We start from the raw sequence: 21,628 nt of genomic DNA, 5'->3' as shown, positions 1-21,628 counted from the left end.
AAAGTTTGTTAAAAGCATGTTATTTTTTTCTTTTAGTTTATATAGGTATTTTATAGACTCTTTGGTATTTATTAATTTTAGTGTTTTTGCAATATAGAAAAGCTCAATTGTATCAGAGCTTGAGCAGGAAAGCTCGTATAGGGCTTAACTGCCTTTGTGCTTGAAATTTGCCCAAGCATATAAATTGAAAACATTCTATTTTCTCTCATGGGATTTTTAAGTGCTAAGATAAGTTTATCCTCATAAGAAATTTTTTCAAATTCAATCAGATTATAATTACAATGTGGACATTTATTTGTTTTTCTTTCAATTTGTTGCCAGCAGTTTGGACAAAACCATTTCATAAAACCTCCCCCCTTGCCTGACAAGGGGGCATATATATTAATCCCAGGCTGATGGGCTTATAGCTTAAATACAAAGAGTGCAATTATAAACATAGCTATAATGTAGGCTATATAATAATTTAGATTTCCATTCATAATATATTTTGACAAAAAATAACTAAGTTTTTTAAACAAAATTTCTAAGCCTTGATAAATTAAATTTGAAACGTCATAACTTTCAACGTAAGTGTCTTTTTCTTTCGTTCTGTAAATACCCCTTAGTACATATTCTACTATAAATGAGTAGCCCCGCGTGTTGTACATTTCATTTTCTTTTAATTTGAGACCACCTACCCATGGAGTAACTGTTTTTATTTTTTTGTTTGAAAATTTTAACAATAAAGTAAAAAAAAGTAAGAAACCAAAAACTATTGCAAACATAAATGGTGAAACCACGCCAAAGATAGGTCTACCAGAAACTATTAAAGCAGGTTTTGGTACGCCCAATATACCATCTAAAAAATTATTGTATCCAAGATAAAACACAATTAAAAATGAAAATATACCGCTTAAAATAACTAAAGCACTCATAAGATTTTCAGCCAGTTTAATAGTAAAGTCTGGAATCTTTTTGATTGTTTGTATAGATTTTCCTAAACTTGAAAATCCTACCAACTTTTTTATGCCAAACGAGCTAAGTCCTATTGCAAGGGCAATTAATATACCAGCAAAAGTTACAATTAGCTTAAAAAAATTATCCTGAAATTTATATGATTGAAATAAACTTTCAAGCAGCATCCATTCAGAAACAAAACCTATTAAAGGTGGCACTGCGCTAAATGATAAACCAGAAATTAGTATCCCAAAACCAGCTGATTTGCTGACGTTTTTTAGTATGCCAGCTACATCGTCTATATTTTCTTTTTGAAGTGTTTCTTTAGCGTGACCAATGGATAAAAACATTGTAGTTTTAGACAAAGAGTGTGATATTATTAAAAAAATCGCAGTTAGGTAAGAAAAATCAGCTAATATATTTAAATTACTATACCTTGCAAGCATGCTTACGCCTAAACTTGCTAAAATCATACCATTATTCTCCACTGTGGAATATGCGGGTAGTGTTTTTAACTGAGTTTCTCTGGCTGATTGTAATGCTCCCCAAAATGCACTTAAAGCACCCAGAATAACAGCTATAATTGCTAAAAAAACTGATTTTTCTAATGAAAAAACTCTAAAAACTCCATATGTGCCCACAAGCGTAAGAGGTACGGATAGTATAGCAGCAATATTAGATGGCGCTTTTGAGTAAGTTTGACCAATCCATACATGAGTGGGCACGATATCCATTTTTATAATGAACCCTAAAAATGCAAATAATGCAAATAGGTAATTATTTTGATATGCTTGAAATAAAAAAGTTCCACTATGGGCAAATATAATTGCAAAAGCAATCATTAACAAAACACTGGAGCCTTCAGAAAATGCTAAAAATTTGTAAGCTTGCTTGTATGAATTGGACTTTTCTAATATTAAAAAAAATAAACTAATATTTGTAATCTCAAAAGCAACTAAAAATGTAATAGCATCTTTTGCGCAAAATATAAACAACATACTTAACATTGTGAGGTTTATTAAAAATGACATTGTTTTGCTAAATAGTTTTCCAAAATCTATTGAATACAAAGCAATTGCACTAAAACAAACATACGCTATAATTAAAAATACGGCAGATATTTTATCAATGCCAATATTTAAGCTTAGACCATTAAATAAATTGATTTGATAAGAAAAACCATTAATATAGCCTTCAAATCCAACAAAAGTGCAGCTTATTGCTCCAAAGAGGGCAAAAATATAACTCAATGATTTATTAAAAGAAACAGCCATACCTAAAATAAAAAACAAAATTGCAAAATCAAATGTTAACATATCAAACCACCTTGCGCTATTTCTATTAATTTTTTTAAAATTTCTGTAGGTTCTGAAACGTCTTTTAGATGAGCTACCACATTTTTTAAATTTAATTTTTCAAAATCAAGCCCAATCTGACTGTTTTCTGCAAGTATTACACCATATGGAGAAGGCATTTGAGAAATAGCTTCTTGTATAATGGTTAACATTTTTTGTGTTGGTCTTGAGAGAATCACAAGCACATCAGCATGACGGGGTGTATTTGTAAAAAAGATTCCATAAGCGTGTAAGTTATATTTTGGCGATAATAAGCTGTAAAATTCAAGCAGTAACTCAACATCTGATCCTCCATCTATAAAAAATACATGCAATGATTTTTTAAATACTGTTTTTGAATAATTTGTTTTAAATTTGAATTTTTTGCTGTATTTTTTTGACAGTCCATAAATAGGCCACAAAAACATTTTATCTCCTCTTATTTTGCCGCATCCGAAAAAAATGCGCCAAACGATTCTACAGCAAACGTAAAATCAGTAAAAATTTGCCCTCTTAGAGCTTTTTCGATTGCCTTAATTAAAAAAATTGATGGTGTTGCTATATAAACGTAATCTATTTTATTACCTACAAGTTCAATGTAGTAATAAATTGTACCGCTTGGGGATTCTGTAAATGCAATAGCGTTTCTTTTTTGTTGATCATCGTCAATTCTAATGTTGTTTTCATCATTGTTTTCTTGAAGGTTGATTAATAGTTTTTTAATTAAAGCCATCGATTGAAAGATTTCTTTTGCTCTCACAATCATCCTTGATAACGCATCTGATCCTTCTTCTAAAATAGGTTTAAAATCATCAAATAAATCTTCAAAAGACCTGGTATCTAAAGGAAAATTCATTGCTTTTACAGCTGGACCATCAAAATTAAATTCTTCGAAGTCATCTGTTGTAAGAAGTCCAGTGTTGTGAAGTCTGTCTAAGTAATTTTCGCTTTTTAGAGAAAATTTATAAAGTTTTTCAAACTCATTTACAATATTTTCAAGCTTATTTACAAAAATTTTTAATTGATCTAGTGATATATATTTTATTGTACCTATGCTGTTGATATTTTTTAAAAATCTGTTTTTAAAAAGATATTTGTTGTTTTCAAGAATTTCGTCAAATAGGTATATAAGATGATTTGCTAAAACTTTTTGAGCTGCTGCATTTGCTAAACGTGAAATTACATATATATGGTTAAATATACGTTCAATTTCTATAAAAATTAATCGCATAATTTTTGTTTTGTAGCTTGGTTGTATATTAAATGCATTCTCTATTGCTTTTGAATAAGCACAGGAATGAGAAAATGCAAAACTTGCACAAATTTGCTCAGCAAGTCGCAATCCTTCAAAAACATCCTTTTTAATCATTAATTTTTCTATTGAACGTGATTTGTAAGAGTTATCAATATAAACTTCTTTTATTCTTTCACCATAAGTAAAAATATTGAATGTAACCGATTCCAATAAAGCACCACTTGATGGACCCAATCTAAAATTGAACAACTCGTCTTTTGGCTCTTTTGACTCAAAAAGTTCTTTTTGCCACTTATATGCTTTAAATTCTTTGCTTTGTGAATTATCAACGAGACCTACAAATGAACCAGAGTTTACAAATAACTGCTCTGAATCTTCTTTTTTTATTATACCAAGTAATCTTTTCATTTAATTACTCCTTGAAGGAATCGGTATAAAAATGGCAAGGATATAAGTGTAAGTATTGAGAGTGTAATATTTATTATGGGCACTAACGTAAAATTGCTTTCTTTTATAGCTTTTTTTCTTTGACCACTAAAAACCATATTTATAACTTTGTAATTTATAAATAAAAAGCCACATCCAACAAAGAAAATTAATATTGATCCAATAAGCCAGCCATATAGGTCAATAGTTTTTGATAAAATTAGAAATTCTCCAAAAAAAATAGCAGAAGGCGGAGCACCAGTGACAGCTAAGCTACCAAAAAACAAAAATAAACCAGTGTGTGGCATAGTTTTAATTATGCCATTTATATCTTTAATTTTTTTGCTTTTATAATTATGCAGTATATTACCCGTGAGCATAAAAATACCAGATTTTGCAAATGCATGGGCAAATATCAAAACAATTGCACCAAATAGAGCGTATGATCCCAAACTAATTCCAATCAATGCAAGTCCCATATTTTCAATCGAAGAGTAAGCAAAAAGCCTTTTGTATAATTTTTGGTTTAAACTCATAATGCTTGCTGTGGAAACACTTAAAAAACCTAAGATAAAAGCAAATTCAGATAGCAGTGTATTATGATATACCTGAAAAAGCCTTATAATTGGATACAGCGACACAGGCAGTAGCACTGCGCTAAATATAGCACTAACTGGTGCTGGTGATTTGCCATGGGCGTCAGCAAGCCAGGTATTCATAGGAAAAATTCCAGCTTTTGTGCCATAGCCTATAATTAAAAGTATTGCGCCTAATAAAAATAAACTACCTGTTGGTTTTATAGCTAGTAATTTGACTATAGATAGCGTATCGCAAGCAGAGTATAAAAATAATGTAGCAATGAGTGATATTACAAGACCCACAGAAACAATTATAATATAGCGCCATGCAGCTTCCAGTGCTGTAAAGTCATTTTCTACAGCAACAAGTAAAGCACTTGAAAATGTGGTTGCTTCTACGCCAACCCAAATAAGACCTAAATTGTTTAGTATTACACTGAAAAACATTGCTGCAACGAAAATATTTAAAAGCATGAAATATTGATAAACTTTTATAAAACGCTCTTTTATATTTGAAATGTACTCAATGGAAAAAATTACGACGCCAAAATATACAATAGCTATCATTAAAGAAAATATTTTTGAAAGGTTATCTACATAAAAATAACTGTCTGAATAATTTTTACTAAATAAAATTAAAATAGAACTTATTAAACTCAATAAGCTTGTAAAAACAGATACAGTGCGTTCTTTTTTCCTAAATCCAATAAAGCAAAGTATAGAACCAATTGTAGCAAATAATGCTGGTAGCGTGTAAATCATCCGTATAGTTCCTCCTCTTTTTGGATATCTTCGTCGCGAATTTTCATTAATATGCCCCCTATCATAACAATGCCTAAAATATCTAAAATAATCCCTGCTTCAACAATAAAAGGTAATCCGTTAAATAAAAAGGATAGTAAAAACATAGAGTTTTCCATAACAAGGTATCCAATCAATTGAGCATATGCATTTGATCGAGACATTATTAAGAAAGCACCTTGAAGCATAAGCGTGATAGGAATTGATATCAATGATTTACCAAATTCGGAAAATACTACTGTATATAAAATATAGCTAAAGATAGCAAGCAAAACTGATATTAAAATAGATAAACTAACGCTTACTTTGTGTTTATTTTCTCTTGCTCGAAATATTTGTTTGTTTATGGTATTTATTAAGTAACGTGGGATAAAGATTGCTCTAGTCAGAATTGTTAAAATTGATAGAATTATAATTGAAATATTATTATTTAAAACACCAAAATACATCAAAAAAATTCCTAAAATCCAGGATTGAATTTCAAATGTTTTGATATTGTTTGAAACATAATTTTGCCATTGCATAAAAATAGATAATACTATTTCTATAAAACCAATCAGTATAAATACATTGTATTGCATTTTTTACCCTCCGCTTGTTATATAAAATACAAGCATAGCAATAAGTGTAAAACTAAAAGCTATAGCTATATAATCAAAGATTTTAAATAGTCTGTATTTTGAAACCACACTGTTAATAAATGCAAAGATTATAAGCAATATAATAATTTTAAAAAAATTGATAAACATATAAAAAAATATTGAAATCAAGTTTAATTTCATGGGAACAAAAAATGGCCATGTATAAACATTTAAAAACACATTCATTAAAATAAATTGTTTAATATAGCTGCCCCATTTTAAGAGAGCTAATTCTCTGCCTGAATATTCATGAATTAATAAAGAATCAATTGAACCTAATTCATTTAAAGAGCTGCTTTCTATGGGTAGTTGTCCGGTTTCAATAATTAAAACAAAGAAAAATGCAAGAGCTATAAATAAATGTACTAAAGAATAATACCAACTTGTTGAAGTTTGCATTATATTGTTAATTACATAAGGATTGTTGGTATCTGAAATAACGCCAAGCATTATAAATATTAACAAAATAACCGGTTCAGTAAATATTCCTATACTTGATGATCGTGATGCGCCTAAAATTGAATAGTTATTTTTGGAATCAAGCGCAGAAAGTTTAATAAGGGTTGATGCAGCACCAAACACTAAGCCGCCACCAACAAAGTCAACAACAGGACCAAATGTTAAAGGAAAAGCTGTAATAATAGGCAACACCAAAGTTAAAAATAAATACATTGCAAAGCTCATATATGGTACATAAGTAAAAAATATTGAAGAGGAATCTGGATAAATGCTTTGTTTTTTAAAATATTTAAATAGATTATAATACTCTTGGAATATAGAGGGTCCTCCTCTTGAAGACAATCTTTCATCTAAAAAATTTAAAATTCCAATAGCTAAAGGAGATAGGATAATTATATACAACAATTGTGCAATACTTAAATAAAACAACATATAAAATCCCTCATCTATGTTTTAAATAGCGAATATATGTTTTTAATAATTGAAAATAACACCAACAACCCCTACATAAAAATTTGTAGGAGTCATCAGCCTAGGTAGGCATTTTTGGCGAACTCCATCGCCACTTTTGGATTATTTTAAATTTTTTATTCATTTTGTCAAGACTAAAACTTGAAAACACACTTAATTTGCTTTATTATAGCAAAAGAATGAATATTTCAAGAATAATTAGGTTGAAACTTTATAAGCTAACAAAAGATTTTGGTTATTTAATTTTAAATCAATCTTATTTTCTAAAATGGCTTATTTTAGGATCTATAGTTGGTGTAATTGCTGGTTTTGGTGCTTTGGTTTTTTATTATTCTATAAAACTGTCAGAAAGTTTTTTTCTACAATACTTGCTTGGCGCAAAATTGCCGCTACCAAAAGGCGAAAATTTAAGTGAAACTTTTGCAATAAAACGTGCATATTTGATACCATTTGTAGTAGCTTTTGGTGGTTTAATTTCAGGTTATTTAATTTTTAAATATGCACCAGAAGCAGAAGGGCATGGCACAGATGCAGCAATTGATGCTTATCATAATAAACAAGGTAACATTAGACCACGCGTAATTTTTTTAAAAACTGTAGCTTCTGCTATAACAATAGGCTCTGGTGGATCAGCTGGCAGGGAAGGGCCGACTGCTTTGATTTCGGCTGGCATCGGGTCTTTAGTTGGCAAAATTCTACACCTTAATGTTCAAGATAAGCGAAAAATTGTAGCAATTGGTATTGGTGCAGGGATTGGCACAATTTTTAAAGCACCAATAGGTGGTGCAATCTTAGCTGCTGAGGTTCTTTATAAAAGAGATTTGCAGTCTGAAGTGATTTATCCAGCTATTGTAGCAAGCGCCATAGGATACTCTATATTTGGAAGTTTTGTAGGGTTTGAACCTATTTTTGGGTTTTATAAATCGCCATTTAACCCATTAAGGTTGCCATTTTATATTATTTTAGGTGTTGTGTGTGGATATTTAGCTATTGTTTACCCAAAAACATTTTATTATGAAAGAAAGATTTTCAAAACTTAATATAAATAATATTTACAAACCAGCAATCGGTGCATTTATAAGTGGCTTAATTTCTCTTATTTTTCCTGAAGTAATAGGCGTTGGTTATGGGTGGATTCAGTTACTTATAGATGGGAAGTTTAGCGTGTTGCCAACATTTGGTTTGCCACTTTTGTTAATTTTTTTAATAATGCCTTTTGTAAAGATTATTGCCACTGCGTTTACAATTGGCTCTGGTGGCTCTGGTGGTGTATTTGCACCTGGTATGTTTATTGGAGCATTTACTGGTGTTAGTTTAGGGATTATTTTTCATTATTTTTTTCCTACAATAGTAAGTAATTACAATATTGGTGCGTTTGTCATTGTTGGAATGCTTGCATTGTTTGGTGCATCAGGCAAAGTGCCAATTGCAGTTACACTAATGGTTGTGGAAATGACTGGTAGTTTGCAACTGTTACCAGCTTTGATGATTGCTGTGTCTATATCTTACTTAATATCTGGGAGTACAACTATTTACAAATCTCAAGTAAATACACAAAAAGATTCACCCGCACATTTTGGTGAATTTAATATTCCTTTTTTAGAAAGATTAAAAATATCAGATATTGGAATATACAAAAAGATTTTTGTAAAACCAACAGATAGTATAGAAACAGCCAAAAATTTAATGATTAAAAATTTCTTTTTTTCTTTACCTGTTGTGGAAAATGATAAATTTTTAGGTACAGTGTATTTGTATGATATTATAAATGAAAATAATGAATCTATAGATAAATTTGTAAAAATTGGAACAGCATCGGCTACAATTTCTACGACACTTGAAGATGCATGGAAACTTATGAGTGCAAATAAAACCACATGGCTACCTGTTGTTGAAGATTCTATGTTTCTTGGCATTGTTAGTTTTGCTGATATATCTGATATTTACAGCAAAAAGCTTAAGGAATTAAATTTGGATAACAAATGAACGATTTTGTTTTTACTGGTAAAATAAGCATTAATGCATTATGCTCTCATAATACTTACTCAAAAAGTACATGTAATGAATGCATAAAAGCATGTCCATTTGAAGCATTAGCCATTGATTTTGATAATAATATTGTGATTGGTGACTGTATTGGCTGTGGCGTGTGTTATAGTGCCTGTGAAAACGATGCTATAGAATTAAACCGAAATTTGGATATCGATATTGTAAAGAATGTTACGGAGCCTTCATTTGGCTGTATTTTTGCTAAAGGTTATAACAAAATATCATGTATTTCAAGGTTAGGTGAAAATTTGATTGTGTATTTTGTATTGAAATTTGGTTATATTAATATTTTTAAAGGAAATTGCGAAAACTGCAAATTTAAAATGTCACTTGAGGTTTTTGAAAAAAATTTAAAAAAAACACAGGAAATTTTAAAAGCACTTGATATAAGTTTTGATGGAGTAAAAATTGAGCAGTCTGGATAAGCCTTTTGAGCCAAATTTTGGTATTTCCAGAAGAGATGTTTTTAAAATTAAAGAAAGAGTACCTAAAAGAGACTTTTTGATTGAGCTTATTAAAGAAAATATAAAACAAAGTGCAGAATATATTGGCACAATAAGGCTTTCAATAAATGAAGTTTGTGATTTTTGTTCAATTTGTGAGTCAGTTTGTCCAAAAGGTGCAATTATTATAGAAAAACGCGAAACCGCTGCTATTTACTTTAACCCATCTCTTTGCAGTGCTTGTAAAAATTGCATAGATGCATGCCCAAAAAACGCAATAACAGAAAATAAGGCTTTTGTAGATGATTTGATACCAAAAGCGATAAAGCTTTTTGAAAAACCTAAAAAAATTTGTTCTTGTGGCAATGTTTACTATACTGATGCAGAAATTTGCCCAGAGTGCGAGATAAAAAATAAAAAAAGACAGGAATTGCTAAGCTACATAAAGGATTTATTTTGATAATTGTTTGGGTTCTTTGTTTACTTCATATAAAACCATTGTAGGAAAGTTGTCATATACAAGGTTAAAGTATTGTGGATCATAATTTCTCAAAATATACATTTGGTTAAACATAGAGTAAAATGGTTGTCTTTGTAGAATATAAACATTTATTTTGGAATTTTTAAGATAGACTACATCAATATACAAACTGCCACTATCAAGACTTTTAATAGTTAGCTTTTTATCTTTATAAATGGCAAGTGTATTGATATCAAGTTTTAAAGAAGGTGTTTTTAAGTACATTTTTTGTGTGTTTATTTCATTTAAACCACACAAAATCGTATCTTCTGATTTTTTTTTGCAATCTCCAAGTTGACCAATAGGCTCAAAAAGTCCTTTTTTCTTTTTAAAGTCCCATGTGCCAAAATAGTTTATCCAACCAAATTTGCCAATTTCATCACCAGTAAATGCAAAGTAAGTAGGCCTTTTAAGCGGCGCATTAAACTTTCCTTCAAATATTTTGTCTCTAATTTCCTGAGGGGTGTTTTTTTCTTTTAGTAATTTTTCTATGCCTGTATTACCAATATTTGATATAGCACTTATTGTATTGTACGCAATTTCTGGGTTTGAATCAGAATAACTTGTAGCTATAAAGTAAGTTTTTGGGTATATCTGTGATTGCCCATCATGAAAAGTAGCCCTATTTGCTAGAAATTCTATTGCAGTACCGTAATCCCACCAAGTCCAGATTACAGACGACTTTGGCGTAATTTTATTCAAATTAACGAAATCTGCATAAAGCTGTGGAGTAATTTTAGGTTCTGCAATTACTATGTTTGGTGCAAGAGGAATTATTGTCAATACAATAGCCATAATACTTGCAACAACATTTTTTACATTATTGATTTTTTTTATATTCAATTTTACTAACATATCAAACAAATAACCAAACCCTAATCCTAAAAAAGGCGCAAGATACATAGCAAATCTTTCAGCACCTTTAAAAGACATCAAACCTATAAAAAATAATGGTAAAAAAACCATGAATTTTCTAAAATTCATTATTAAAAACAGTGCCAAACCAACAAGTGATGCCAAAAAAACTATAAAATTTCCACTTGTTAGCTGTGATAGATAATCTAAATTAACGCGTGCGGCTTCTGCGATAGATACAAATACATTTGGAAAAACGCCCATTGTAGGTTTAAAGAAATCAATCAAATAAACATTAATTAAAAAAATAGCATTGTGTATACCCATATATAGTATGATTGGGTTTGTGCTTATTAGAAAAAGAATAATTTCTTTCCAGCGTTTTTTGTAAACACTTGGTTCAAATATATGAAAAAACTTATCAGTTTTTTGAGTAAAACCAAACGAGAGTATATACACAATGGCAAACGCTAATATTATACCTTCGTGCATATACCACCAGTAATAAAGTTGCGCAAAAATACCAGCTATAATTGCATAAAGGTAACTTTTTTTAGGTTGCCTAAACTGGCTTAAATACAAAAAATATCCTATTGCCAGTGGAAAAAATAAATTCATACAATCTGGTCTTAGTCTTGCAATTAATGTTCGTGCTATATAAATTAAAGACAAAACACCCGTTATAGAAGAGCTGAAAGCTGCTAAAGGATAGCCCAAATCCATCAGATAAAAAACAAGCGGTATAACAAAAAGTACTGCAAGTATAGGTACCATATAAACAGACAAATTTTGAATTGAAACATGTAGTAATTTTGAAAGTTCAGCACTTAAAAAACTTATCATAAAAATTACAGGTGGAAATGTAGCTATTTTATCTGGATAGAATCTTAGAGGGTCTTGCTTTAATGGTTTATATAAGCCTTCATTAAAAGCTTTTGCATAGTAAGAATAGTAGAATGCATCGTATTCAGTATATAATGCATTTCCTTTGTAGTAGTATTTGGGAGGGTTCTGGTTCCAAACATACAAACTATAAAACCTGTATGCAAGACCAAGTAAAATAGCTATACATATTATTAAAAGCGAAATTAAAACTTTTTTTCTACTCAACTTAAACTTCCTAAAAAACTTATTGCATTTTATATGATAATTGTATAAAAATCAATTATGTTTTATGATTGCGTGGTAGTTGGGGCAGGACCAGCTGGGTCGACTGCTGCTAAAATTTTATCTAGTTTTGGCTATAAAGTTCTGATAATTGATTCAAAGGTTTTTCCACGAGAAAAATTATGTGGTGGATGCGTATCGGCAAAAATAATTGATTATATACCCCAGATAAATAGTTTGGCAAAAGCCAGTATAAATAAAGCCATCTTAAGCTACAAAAAAACCGCTTGTTTAGAAATAGAATCGAAAGAGCCCTTTGCGTACTTTGTTGAAAGAAAGACTTTTGATAAATGTCTGCTTGATAGCGCACTTGAAAAAGGTTGCTTTTTTAGAAACGAAAGATTGTTATCTTTGAGTTATAATGATTCAAGTATTGAAATTTATACCGATGCTAACAAATATAAAGCAAAATACTTAATTGGGGCAGATGGAGCAAATTCAATAGTTAGAAAAATTTTACACATAAAGCCAAAATTTTTAGTAAAAACCCTACAGGTAGAAACAATTTATCACAATGATACTAATGTCAATATTGACATAGGTTTTAAAGGACTAAATTATTACTGGAATTTTCCTCAAAATGGTGTTTGGGGTATTGCTTCCACAAAAAAAAATATTAATAAACTTTTTTTTAAGTATTATGGCAATGATATGCTTATCAATCCAAAAGGCTATTTTATTCCAATAGCTTTTTCCAAAAAAAATTTAGGTAAAAACAATATACTGCTTGTTGGCGATGCTGCATGTTTGGCAGACCCTTTTAGTCTAGAAGGTATATACAATGCAATTTTTAGTGCACATCTGGCTGCCGCTTCTATTTTAAGTTATCCTAAAAACCCTTATCAGGCTTATAGGGCTTTAGCTGATAAAATTTTAGAAGAAAATAAATATAGCTACTTTATATCAAAAATTGTTTTAAATTTTCCATATTTCTCTTTTTTTCAATTGTCAAAGGGTAATGAAAATGCTTTAGCTGATTATTTGACTGGTAAAAAAAGCTCCAGAAAATTATTCTGGTTGCTTTTAAAAAGCTTTTATAAAAAAACGATTAAATAACAATTGACTTTTTTTTTTAAATTTGGTAACCTATCGCAGATTTTCGGTAAGGAGGTGCGCGTGATAAGCGTAAACTTGGTATGGCAATTTATTCTTGCGCAGATGTTTGGTTTTATAGTTTTGCTTTTTGTTCTAAATTTCCTTTTATATAAGCCTGTCCTTGAAATAATAAGAAAAAGACAGGAATATATCTTAAATCTCATAGCTGAAAGTCAAAAACTAAAAGAAGAAGCAAAAGCAAAACTGGAACAGTATAATCAAGAAAAAATAAACGCAGAAGAAGAAGGAAAGAAGATCTTTAATTCTATGCTTGAAGAAGCCAGAAAAATCAAAGAAGAAAAACTTGCTCAAATAAATGAATTATTCAAAAAAGAACAGGCGGCATTTTCTGCTGCTATTGAGCAGGATTTACAGAAAGAAGCTCAAAATATCGATTCAATAACAGATAAGATATCGGATCTTCTGTTAAAAAATGTTGTAAAAAGTGAGGGCTAGCATGAAATTTATTTATTCTTTGTTAATTTTGATTGCAATGCCACTTACTGCTTTTGCCAGTGAATCTGGATCTGCTGGTGCACACATGCTTTGGCGCGTTATTGACTTTATTATATTTGCCTCTTTGATAGTTTATCTTTTGCGAAAACCTGTTGCAAACTATTTTAGAAACAGAAAAAAACAGATATTTGAAGAAATAGAAAACGCTAAAAAAGCTAAAGAAGAAGCTCAGCAGGCGCTTAATGAAGCTCAAAGCTTACTATCAAAACTTTCAAGCGAAATTGAAAATATAATAAACACTTACAAGCAAATGGGAGAAAAAGAAAAAGAGGATTATGCCAACATGGCAAAAGAACTAGAAGAAATCTTTAAAAAGCGCCTTGAGCAAGAAAAGACTATGATTTTAAATAAAGCTTATAAAGATTTTATAGATAAAGTTATATCTAAAGCTATTACAAAGGCCAAACAGCAGTTTATGGCTTTAAACAATCAGGATCTGCGCAGCATAAACAAAAGATACTTTGATTATTTTGGGGTTATTTATGATAAGTAGAATAATTTCTCTAAGATATGCAAGAGCTTTGGAAAAAGTTTGCAAAAGCCAATCTATCAGTCTGGAATCCGCTTATAATGATTTAAGTAAAGTTTGCAGACTGCTTCAAGAAAATAAAAAACTGTTTGAATTATTGAAAGTATCTATTTATCCAATTGAAAATAAAATAGCTATACTAAAAGATATCTCAAGTGGAATTATATACAATCTGCTTAAATTTATGGTTTCAAATGGAAGAATAGGATTAATTTTCGATGTTCTTGATAGTTTTAATCAGATAATGCTTCAAAGTCAAAACAAAGCAAAGGCTAAAGTGATAAGTGCTATCGAACTTGTTGATAGCGAAAAGAAAGTACTGTCGGATATATTTTCTAAGATATCTGGAAAAATACTTGATTTTGAATTTTTTGTGGACAAAAACCTCATAGGTGGGATTGTAGTTGAAATAGAAGGTAAAATCTATGATGGAAGCATTAAAACTTACCTAACAAATATAGCCAATAGACTAAATAATTTGAACATTTCTCAAGGAGGGATTGGATGAATATCAAACCTAGCGAAATTAGCGAAATAATTGCTAAAGAAATAGAGCAAGCCAAAGATTTTGTTGAAATTAGCGAAGTTGGTAAAGTATTGAGCGTTGGTGACGGTATAGCTCGAATATACGGATTAACAAATGTCATGGCCAACGAGCTTATAGAATTTCAGAATGGTGTGGTTGGCATGGCTTTAAACCTTGAAGAAGACAATGTAGGCGCTGTTATATTAGGCGATGATACAGGTATCAAAGAAGGCGATTCGGTAAAAAGAACCGGTAGGATAACCCAGGTGCCTGTTGGAGAAGCTCTTGTAGGCAGGGTGGTAGATGCTCTGGGTAATCCCATTGATGGAATGGGACCTATTAATGCACAAAACTACAGACGTGTGGAAATTAAAGCACCAGGTATTGTAAAAAGACAACCGGTTAAAGAACCGCTCCAGACAGGTATTAAGGCAATAGATACCATGATCCCAATAGGTAGAGGCCAAAGGGAACTTATAATAGGCGATAGACAGGTAGGAAAAACTCAGATTGCCCTTGATACCATTGTTAACCAAAAAGGTGAAAATGTTTACTGTATATACGTAGCTATTGGACAGAAACGCTCTACTATAGCCAGAATTAAAAAGCAATTGGAAGATTTAGGCGCTATGGAATACACCACGATTGTAGCAGCAACTGCATCAGATCCAGCTCCACTTCAATATCTTGCTCCATATGCAGGTGTTACAATGGGTGAGTATTTCAGGGATAATGGCAAGCATGCTTTGTTAATATACGATGATTTAAGCAAACATGCTCAGGCTTACAGGCAAATGTCTCTACTCCTTAGAAGACCACCGGGCAGGGAAGCATACCCTGGTGATGTATTTTACCTTCACTCAAGATTGCTTGAGAGAGCTGCAAAATTATCAGATGAATTGGGTGGTGGATCTCTTACAGCTCTACCTATCATTGAAACCCAGGCTGGTGATATTTCAGCTTACATTCCAACAAACGTAATATCCATAACAGATGGCCAAATATTCCTTGAAGCAGATTTATTTTATGCAGGCATAAGACCTGCTGTTAACGTAGGTCTGTCTGTATCCAGAGTTGGTGGTGCAGCTCAAATTAAAGCTATGAAACAGGTTGCAGGTATGCTCAGGCTTTCACTTGCTCAATACAGAGAGTTAGCCGCCTTTGCTCAATTTGGCAGCGACCTTGATAAAGTTACCCTCCAGCAGCTTAACAGAGGCTCAAAACTCACAGAAATATTGAAACAGCCACCATTTGCCCCGCTTCCTGTATACAAGCAAATTCTTATTGTTTATGCAGGAAATAATGGTTTTTTAGACGATTTGCCAAACAAAGCTTTAAAAAAATACGAAGAAGAGTTGTATAAATTTGTTGAAACCAAGTACCCAGATATTTTTAAAGAAATAAAAGAAAAGAAAACCATAAGCGATGAGTTGAAATCAAAGATAGATAAAGCTTTAGAAGAATTTAAAGCTATATTTAAGGCTTGAGGTTAGATTATGCCGAGTTCAAGGGATATTAAAAGAAAGATAAATAGTATAGCCAAAACACAGCAGATAACCAAAGCAATGAAAATGGTTGCTGCTGCAAAATTAAGAAAGGTACAACACACAGCTATGCAATTCAGGCCTTACATAGAAAAGTTTGAAGAAATTATAAAGTACCTTTCTGAGTATACACCCCCACAGGATAATAAGTTTTTGTTTTTAAGAGATGTGAAAGCTGCCGAAATCATTGTTGTTGCTTCAGATAAAGGTTTGTGTGGTGGTTTTAACCATAATATAATTAAAGAAACAGAAAATTTAGTATCAGGTCTATCATCTAAAAATATATCAGTATCAATAACAGTTGTAGGCAAAAAGGTTCATGATTACTTTCACTTTAAAGGTATAGAAATAAAACACTTTTATACAGGTTTACTTAAAGATGAAGCACATTTTGTTGATGCAAAAAGGATTATGAATGTAGCCATTAAAGATTTTCTGGAAGAAAAAACTGACGAAGTCTATATTGTTTACAACAAGTTTGTCAATATGCTTATTCAAAGACCTACTGTAAAAAAAGTTTTGCCAATTAGTTTTGAAGAAGAAAACGGCCAAAAGCAAAAGTACGAGAAATTTACATTTGAGCCTTCAAAAGAAATGGTATTGGATCAGATACTGCTGAAGTATATTCAAATGTCTCTTTACGATAGCTTTTTGGAGTCATTAGCCGGTGAGTACGCAGCCAGAATGCTTGCTATGGAAGCAGCTACAAAGAATGCCCAGGATATGATTAAGAAATTGACTTTATTTTACAATAAAGCAAGGCAGGCTGCTATTACAAAAGAATTAATAGAAATAACAACAAGTATAGAAGCAATGAAATAAAAAGGAGTTAAAGGTATGAATAAAGGCAAGATTATTCAGGTTTTAGGCGCTGTAGTTGATGTTGAGTTCCCTGAAGGTCAGGTACCTTCTATTTATAATGCATTAGTCGTTAAAAAAGAGTTTATAGAAAACGCAACATCTGATCTTATCTTGGAAGTTGCCCAGGATTTAGGTGAAAACAGGGTAAGAACCATTGCTATGGATTCTACAGATGGTCTTGTTAGAGGAACAGAGGTTATTGATACAGGTAACTATATAACAGCACCGGTAGGCAAAGAAGTACTTGGTAGAATACTAAATGTTGTTGGTGAGCCAGTTGATGAATTAGGACCAGTCGATGCAAAGGAAAGATGGCCTATCCATAGGGATTCACCGCCACTTGAAGACCAGTCCACAACAAGTGAAATGTTCGAAACAGGTATTAAAGTTATTGACCTATTGTGCCCATATGCAAAAGGTGGCAAGACCGGTTTGTTTGGTGGAGCCGGTGTTGGTAAAACTGTTCTTATCATGGAGCTTATCAATAATGTTGCTATGCAGCATGGCGGTTATTCGGTATTTTGCGGTGTTGGGGAGAGAACAAGGGAAGGAAACGATTTGTGGAATGAAATGAAAGAATCAGGCGTGTTAAAAAATGCCGCTTTAGTTTATGGTCAGATGAACGAACCGCCAGGAGCAAGGGCGCGTGTTGGTTTGACAGGTTTAACAATTGCAGAGTACTTTAGAGATGTAAGTAAACTTGATATACTGCTTTTTATAGACAATATATTTAGGTTTACACAAGCAGGCAGTGAAGTTTCTGCACTTTTGGGCAGAATACCTTCTGCTGTTGGTTATCAGCCAACACTTGGCACAGATATGGGTGAGCTTCAAGAACGCATCACTTCTACAAAAAATGGTTCAATTACATCTGTTCAAGCGGTATATGTTCCTGCAGATGACCTGACAGACCCGGCACCAGCTACAACATTTTCTCACCTTGATGCTACAACGGTTCTTTCAAGACGTCTTGCTGAGCTTGGTATATATCCGGCAGTTGACCCACTTGATTCTACATCAAGAATATTAGACCCATATGTTCTTGGTGAAGAGCACTATACAGTGGCAAGAAATGTTCAAGAGATACTTCAAAGGTACAAAGAATTACAGGACATTATAGCCATACTTGGAATGGAAGAATTATCAGAAGAAGATAAGCTGATTGTTGCAAGGGCAAGAAAAATTCAAAGATTTTTATCTCAGCCTTTCTTTGTTGCAGAAGCATTTACTGGAATGAAAGGAAAATACGTTAAAGTACAGGATACAATTAAAGGTTTTAAAGGCATAATAGATGGTTTGTACGATGATTTGCCAGAGCAAGCATTTTACCTTGTTGGAACAATCGAGGATGCTATAGAGAAAGCAAAGACGCTTAAGGGGTAATTATGGATAAAATACACTGTAGTATAGTTACGCCTGAAAAAGTTATTGCAAGTAAAGAAATTGATCAGATTATAGCACCAGGCGCAAGTGGTGAGTTTGGTATTTTAGCAAATCATATGCCTTTTATAAGCATTTTAGATATAGGTGTAATCAGGCTTTTGTATGACAATTTGCAAGATAAGTATGTAATAGGCGGAGGTTATCTGGAATTTGACAACAATAGCGTAAATGTACTATGCGATGAAGTTTTTACAAAAGACAATATCACAAAAGATGAAGCGCTTAAAATGATAAGTAAAATTGAATCCAGGTTAAAAGAAGAAAAGCCCAATACACCAGAATATGAAAGTGCATATAAGGAATTAGAGAAATATAGGTATGTTATAAATATTTTATTTGAAGGGGAAAAGTGATGTCGTCAAGCATTGGATTTGAGCACATAGGTGCAATTGCAATTGTGGTTTTGGGTATTTTGCTTGTTATGTCAATTATATCTTGGACAATCATGATATATAAATGGATTCAACTATCTTCACTTAGAGCAAGAAATAATGTTTTTTTAGAAAGGTTTCTAGACGGAGAAAGCGAAAGTACGCTGGGTAGTTTTGCACGTATAAATGAATCGCTGAATGCTAGAGTTTATATGCTAAGCAAACAATCTATTTCTGTGGCCAAAGCTTATTTAGCTAAAGAAGTTAATCATTTAGAAAGGGGTTTTAGTATTCTAGCATCTGTAGGTTCAACTGCTCCTTTTGTAGGTTTGTTTGGCACTATCTGGGGTATTATAAATGCTTTCAGAAGTATTGGTCTGTCGGATTCTACAAGTATAAGTGTAGTAGCACCAGGTATATCTGAAGCATTAATTACAACTGCAGCCGGTATTTTTGTTGCAGTAGTTGCTGTAATTGGATATAACCTGCTTTATTCGCTATACACCTCTATTATAAGAGAAACAGAAAATTTTCTTGAGGCTATAGGATGAAAATAAACGGATCTAAAGGTGTTTTTTCTGATATAAACATAACACCACTTGTTGATGTAATGTTAGTACTGCTTGTAATCTTTATGGTTACTACGCCTATGCTTGTCAAAGGTATAAAGGTCAATTTGCCAAAAACACATTCAGGCAGTACCAACATTACAAAAAAAGATTTGATTGTAAGCATAGATGATCAAGGTAGAATTTATTTAAACAAGCAACAAACCGATTTGGATGGTTTAAGAAAAGCTTTTGAAAATAATCGTGGAAATGAAGTTGTAATTGAAGCAGATAAAGCTATAGAGTATGGACTTGTAGTAAGAATTATTGATATAGCCAAACAAAGCGGTATTGAAAAAGTAGGTCTTGCAACAACAAACAAATCAACAAAAACCTAATATTAAATGAAACTAGCCAGTTTTCTATTATCATTATTTATACATATCATAATTATCGGTTTATTATTTTTGCTATTTAAAAGTGTACCAACACATACAATGCCAACTTATACTGTTAGTTTATTAACGCCAGGTGAAGGCAGGGCAGGGCATCAACATACAATACAACCTCTTACTACTTCGCCTAAACCAATACCTCATGCTGCTACAACACTTCCACCAAAAATTAACAAAGAAATACAAAAAGCTCAAGAGCAGATTCCACCAAAACCACAAAATATAGAAGAACATAAAAAGGTTATTGAAAAACCGCAAACAGAACTTAAAAAAGTAGAAAAAGAAGTGCCAAAACCTAAAGTAAATCAAAAAGAAATCCAAGAAAATATCCAAAATAAAATTCAACAACTCAAAGCAAAAGCACTTCAAGAAAAAATTACGCAATTAAAAGAAGCAATGTTAGAAAATAAAATACGTGAAATTGCCCAACAGTTGAGGGAAAATTCACAAACTCAATCTGGTGTAGGCAATATTAAAGCCCAAGGCAGTGGAGTTGGTAATCAGGATAAACTTTTTTCTGATTATTTATCTGTTGTGCAGGGAATCATTCATTCAAACTGGTTTGTAGACCAAAATTTATTACCTAATAATAGACTTGTGACTCGTGTTAAAATTACAATTGCACCAGACGGTAAAATAATTAGTGTTAATATTATAAAATCTAGTGGAAACCCATACTATGATAGGACTGTTATAACGGCAATTAATAATTCCACGCTTCCACCTGTGCCTCAAAAGTACTTAAATAATAGAAATACTCTTGACTTAGTTTTAAATTTCTTTATAAAAGATTAAGGAGGTATACAATGAAGAAAGTTATATTTTTTTTAATTATGCTATTTTTCGTATGCAGTGGTGTATCATATGCTCAAAATTATGAATTAAATATTACCAATCCAAATTATCAAAAAATTATAATCAATGTATACAATCTTCAATCTTCGAACCCTCAATTAGCATCAAAAGTAAAGAGTGTCATAATAAGAGATCTAAATATGAGTGGTTTTTATCAAGCAAATAATATAAATTCAACAATTACCAATCCATCTGATATTACTGGTTGTAGTTATGGTATCTATGGTAGCGTTAGTGGTGTTGAAAATAATGTTGTTTTAAATGCAATAGTATATGATGTTACAAATCAAAAAATTGTTATAGATACTAAAATTACAGCAAATAATTTTGCATGGGTTTCACATAAATTAGTAGATAAATTTATGCTGTATGATACCGGTATATATGGCCCTTTTGAAAGCAAAATCATATTTTCAGCAGGATCAAAAAACGTTAAAAACTTATATATAGCTGATTTTGATGGAGAAAATATACAACAAATAACACACTATAATACTAATTTATTGCTCCCAATGTGGACAACAGATAATGAGGTAAGTTTTACTGCTTATTTGAATAAATATCCAAGTGTATATTTATTAAATTTATCAAATGGCCATGTTAGAAGTTTATATTCTGCTTCAAATTTTAGTGAAAATGGTACTTACTATAAGAATGGTCTATATGCAGTTTCGATCAATAAAAATTCGAATATAAATATTTTTCTAGTTGATAAAGCTGGTAATATTGTTAAACAATTAACAAACAATAATGGTATAACAATATCGCCTTACTTTACTCCTGATTTATCAAAGATGATTTATGTTTCAAATTCTGAAGGTTCTCCTCAAATTTATTCTTTGGATTTAGGATTAGGCGTTTCGACTAGACTAACGTATAATTGTCCAAATTCTCAATCTCCAGCAGTTTCACCAGACGGTACCAAAATTGCATATATTTGTGCAGGTTCA

Annotated in this window: 22 protein-coding genes, 1 pseudogene and 1 riboswitch; of the genes and pseudogenes, 15 read left to right on the top strand and 8 right to left on the bottom strand. The window is 31.5% G+C overall.

Features of this window, described 5'->3' with window-relative positions:
* Positions 1–77: 77 nt before the first annotated feature.
* From Q0C22_RS08250 to Q0C22_RS08220, 7 genes are read right to left on the bottom strand one after another with little or no spacing between them, the layout of a single operon-like run.
* Entirely contained in the window at positions 78–344 is a 267-nt protein-coding gene (locus Q0C22_RS08250) for a hypothetical protein (RefSeq protein ID WP_291493651.1), read from the bottom strand.
* A 57-nt stretch (positions 345–401) separates the two neighbouring features.
* Positions 402–2,252: a proton-conducting transporter membrane subunit gene (locus Q0C22_RS08245; protein WP_291493650.1), complete on the bottom strand. Its 1,851-nt coding sequence runs from the start codon at positions 2,250–2,252 to the stop codon at positions 402–404.
* A complete protein-coding gene (locus tag Q0C22_RS08240; protein ID WP_291493648.1) occupies positions 2,246–2,698 on the bottom strand; it encodes a hypothetical protein in 453 nt (150 codons plus the stop codon). Before Q0C22_RS08240 ends, Q0C22_RS08245 begins: the two co-directional genes overlap by 7 nt.
* An 11-nt stretch (positions 2,699–2,709) precedes the next feature.
* The gene (locus Q0C22_RS08235) at positions 2,710–3,933 is read right to left on the bottom strand and encodes a hypothetical protein (protein ID WP_291493646.1); all 1,224 of its coding nucleotides are present in this window, start codon (positions 3,931–3,933) and stop codon (positions 2,710–2,712) included.
* The gene (locus Q0C22_RS08230) at positions 3,930–5,291 is read right to left on the bottom strand and encodes a proton-conducting transporter membrane subunit (protein ID WP_291493644.1); all 1,362 of its coding nucleotides are present in this window, start codon (positions 5,289–5,291) and stop codon (positions 3,930–3,932) included. Before Q0C22_RS08230 ends, Q0C22_RS08235 begins: the two co-directional genes overlap by 4 nt.
* Positions 5,288–5,911 (bottom strand): hypothetical protein, encoded by a 624-nt coding sequence (locus Q0C22_RS08225; protein ID WP_291493642.1) that lies wholly within the window; start codon positions 5,909–5,911, stop codon positions 5,288–5,290. The genes Q0C22_RS08230 and Q0C22_RS08225 overlap by 4 nt, the downstream gene beginning before the upstream one ends.
* 3 nt (positions 5,912–5,914) lie before the next feature.
* A complete protein-coding gene (locus tag Q0C22_RS08220) occupies positions 5,915–6,862 on the bottom strand; it encodes an NADH-quinone oxidoreductase subunit H (RefSeq protein ID WP_291493640.1) in 948 nt (315 codons plus the stop codon).
* Between the two features lie 79 nt (positions 6,863–6,941).
* A riboswitch (Fluoride riboswitch) is annotated at positions 6,942–7,003 on the bottom strand.
* Between the two features lie 77 nt (positions 7,004–7,080).
* Between Q0C22_RS08220 and Q0C22_RS10495 the strand changes: the two are divergent.
* The 3 genes and pseudogenes from Q0C22_RS10495 (at position 7,081) to Q0C22_RS08200 (ending at position 9,853) form a co-directional block, all read left to right on the top strand.
* Positions 7,081–8,887 (top strand): annotated as a pseudogene (locus tag Q0C22_RS10495) (chloride channel protein).
* Complete coding sequence (locus Q0C22_RS08205; RefSeq protein WP_291493635.1) at positions 8,884–9,375, top strand: 4Fe-4S dicluster domain-containing protein; 492 nt, start codon at positions 8,884–8,886, stop codon at positions 9,373–9,375. The pseudogene Q0C22_RS10495 and the gene Q0C22_RS08205 overlap by 4 nt, the downstream one beginning before the upstream one ends.
* Entirely contained in the window at positions 9,359–9,853 is a 495-nt protein-coding gene (locus Q0C22_RS08200) for an ATP-binding protein (protein ID WP_291493632.1), read from the top strand. Before Q0C22_RS08205 ends, Q0C22_RS08200 begins: the two co-directional genes overlap by 17 nt.
* Here the strand turns inward: Q0C22_RS08200 and Q0C22_RS08195 are convergent.
* Positions 9,845–11,878, bottom strand: coding sequence for an STT3 domain-containing protein (locus Q0C22_RS08195; protein WP_291493630.1), 2,034 nt, complete (start codon positions 11,876–11,878; stop codon positions 9,845–9,847). The genes Q0C22_RS08200 and Q0C22_RS08195 overlap by 9 nt on opposite strands.
* A 57-nt stretch (positions 11,879–11,935) precedes the next feature.
* Here Q0C22_RS08195 and Q0C22_RS08190 point away from each other — a divergent pair, with 57 nt between their 5' ends.
* From Q0C22_RS08190 to Q0C22_RS08135, 12 genes are all read left to right on the top strand, one after another.
* Positions 11,936–12,991 (top strand): geranylgeranyl reductase family protein, encoded by a 1,056-nt coding sequence (locus Q0C22_RS08190; protein WP_291493628.1) that lies wholly within the window; start codon positions 11,936–11,938, stop codon positions 12,989–12,991.
* 60 nt (positions 12,992–13,051) lie between these two features.
* Positions 13,052–13,486: a hypothetical protein gene (locus tag Q0C22_RS08185; protein ID WP_291493626.1), complete on the top strand. Its 435-nt coding sequence runs from the start codon at positions 13,052–13,054 to the stop codon at positions 13,484–13,486.
* A 1-nt stretch (position 13,487) separates the two neighbouring features.
* Complete coding sequence (locus Q0C22_RS08180; protein WP_291493624.1) at positions 13,488–14,039, top strand: ATP synthase F0 subunit B; 552 nt, start codon at positions 13,488–13,490, stop codon at positions 14,037–14,039.
* Complete coding sequence (gene atpH / locus Q0C22_RS08175; protein WP_291493622.1) at positions 14,029–14,583, top strand: ATP synthase F1 subunit delta; 555 nt, start codon at positions 14,029–14,031, stop codon at positions 14,581–14,583. Before Q0C22_RS08180 ends, atpH begins: the two co-directional genes overlap by 11 nt.
* Entirely contained in the window at positions 14,580–16,088 is a 1,509-nt protein-coding gene (gene atpA / locus Q0C22_RS08170) for a F0F1 ATP synthase subunit alpha (protein WP_291493620.1), read from the top strand. The genes atpH and atpA overlap by 4 nt, the downstream gene beginning before the upstream one ends.
* Positions 16,089–16,097: 9 nt before the next feature.
* A complete protein-coding gene (gene atpG, locus Q0C22_RS08165) occupies positions 16,098–16,967 on the top strand; it encodes an ATP synthase F1 subunit gamma (RefSeq protein ID WP_291493618.1) in 870 nt (289 codons plus the stop codon).
* Positions 16,968–16,982: 15 nt separating this feature from the next.
* Positions 16,983–18,389, top strand: a complete 1,407-nt coding sequence (atpD, locus tag Q0C22_RS08160; RefSeq protein ID WP_291493616.1) for a F0F1 ATP synthase subunit beta — start codon at positions 16,983–16,985, stop codon at positions 18,387–18,389.
* 2 nt (positions 18,390–18,391) lie between these two features.
* Positions 18,392–18,802 (top strand): ATP synthase F1 subunit epsilon, encoded by a 411-nt coding sequence (gene atpC, locus Q0C22_RS08155; RefSeq protein ID WP_291493613.1) that lies wholly within the window; start codon positions 18,392–18,394, stop codon positions 18,800–18,802.
* Positions 18,802–19,371 (top strand): MotA/TolQ/ExbB proton channel family protein, encoded by a 570-nt coding sequence (locus tag Q0C22_RS08150; protein ID WP_291493611.1) that lies wholly within the window; start codon positions 18,802–18,804, stop codon positions 19,369–19,371. Before atpC ends, Q0C22_RS08150 begins: the two co-directional genes overlap by 1 nt.
* Positions 19,368–19,766 (top strand): biopolymer transporter ExbD, encoded by a 399-nt coding sequence (locus tag Q0C22_RS08145; RefSeq protein WP_291493609.1) that lies wholly within the window; start codon positions 19,368–19,370, stop codon positions 19,764–19,766. Before Q0C22_RS08150 ends, Q0C22_RS08145 begins: the two co-directional genes overlap by 4 nt.
* 6 nt (positions 19,767–19,772) lie before the next feature.
* Complete coding sequence (locus tag Q0C22_RS08140) at positions 19,773–20,618, top strand: cell envelope integrity protein TolA (protein ID WP_291493607.1); 846 nt, start codon at positions 19,773–19,775, stop codon at positions 20,616–20,618.
* Positions 20,619–20,629: 11 nt separating this feature from the next.
* The coding region (locus tag Q0C22_RS08135) for a hypothetical protein (RefSeq protein WP_291493605.1) at positions 20,630–21,628 on the top strand (999 nt) is incomplete at its 3' end.

The sequence above is a fragment of the Desulfurella sp. genome, assembly GCF_023256235.1.
Taxonomy (GTDB): Bacteria; Campylobacterota_A; Desulfurellia; order Desulfurellales; family Desulfurellaceae; genus Desulfurella.
This window is presented reverse-complemented; position numbering and strand designations above follow the sequence as displayed.

What these genes read in the sequence shown, in the direction of transcription:
- Q0C22_RS08250 (WP_291493651.1), bottom strand. Translation starts at nt 344, where the DNA reads ATGAAATGGTTTTGTCCAAACTGCTGGCAACAAATTGAAAGAAAAACA.
- Q0C22_RS08245 (WP_291493650.1), bottom strand. Translation starts at nt 2,252, where the DNA reads ATGTTAACATTTGATTTTGCAATTTTGTTTTTTATTTTAGGTATGGCT.
- Q0C22_RS08240 (WP_291493648.1), bottom strand. Translation starts at nt 2,698, where the DNA reads ATGTTTTTGTGGCCTATTTATGGACTGTCAAAAAAATACAGCAAAAAA.
- Q0C22_RS08235 (WP_291493646.1), bottom strand. Translation starts at nt 3,933, where the DNA reads ATGAAAAGATTACTTGGTATAATAAAAAAAGAAGATTCAGAGCAGTTA.
- Q0C22_RS08230 (WP_291493644.1), bottom strand. Translation starts at nt 5,291, where the DNA reads ATGATTTACACGCTACCAGCATTATTTGCTACAATTGGTTCTATACTT.
- Q0C22_RS08225 (WP_291493642.1), bottom strand. Translation starts at nt 5,911, where the DNA reads ATGCAATACAATGTATTTATACTGATTGGTTTTATAGAAATAGTATTA.
- Q0C22_RS08220 (WP_291493640.1), bottom strand. Translation starts at nt 6,862, where the DNA reads ATGTTGTTTTATTTAAGTATTGCACAATTGTTGTATATAATTATCCTA.
- Q0C22_RS08205 (WP_291493635.1), top strand. Translation starts at nt 8,884, where the DNA reads ATGAACGATTTTGTTTTTACTGGTAAAATAAGCATTAATGCATTATGC.
- Q0C22_RS08190 (WP_291493628.1), top strand. Translation starts at nt 11,936, where the DNA reads ATGTTTTATGATTGCGTGGTAGTTGGGGCAGGACCAGCTGGGTCGACT.
- Q0C22_RS08180 (WP_291493624.1), top strand. Translation starts at nt 13,488, where the DNA reads ATGAAATTTATTTATTCTTTGTTAATTTTGATTGCAATGCCACTTACT.
- atpH (WP_291493622.1), top strand. Translation starts at nt 14,029, where the DNA reads ATGATAAGTAGAATAATTTCTCTAAGATATGCAAGAGCTTTGGAAAAA.
- atpA (WP_291493620.1), top strand. Translation starts at nt 14,580, where the DNA reads ATGAATATCAAACCTAGCGAAATTAGCGAAATAATTGCTAAAGAAATA.
- atpG (WP_291493618.1), top strand. Translation starts at nt 16,098, where the DNA reads ATGCCGAGTTCAAGGGATATTAAAAGAAAGATAAATAGTATAGCCAAA.
- atpD (WP_291493616.1), top strand. Translation starts at nt 16,983, where the DNA reads ATGAATAAAGGCAAGATTATTCAGGTTTTAGGCGCTGTAGTTGATGTT.
- atpC (WP_291493613.1), top strand. Translation starts at nt 18,392, where the DNA reads ATGGATAAAATACACTGTAGTATAGTTACGCCTGAAAAAGTTATTGCA.
- Q0C22_RS08150 (WP_291493611.1), top strand. Translation starts at nt 18,802, where the DNA reads ATGTCGTCAAGCATTGGATTTGAGCACATAGGTGCAATTGCAATTGTG.
- Q0C22_RS08145 (WP_291493609.1), top strand. Translation starts at nt 19,368, where the DNA reads ATGAAAATAAACGGATCTAAAGGTGTTTTTTCTGATATAAACATAACA.
- Q0C22_RS08140 (WP_291493607.1), top strand. Translation starts at nt 19,773, where the DNA reads ATGAAACTAGCCAGTTTTCTATTATCATTATTTATACATATCATAATT.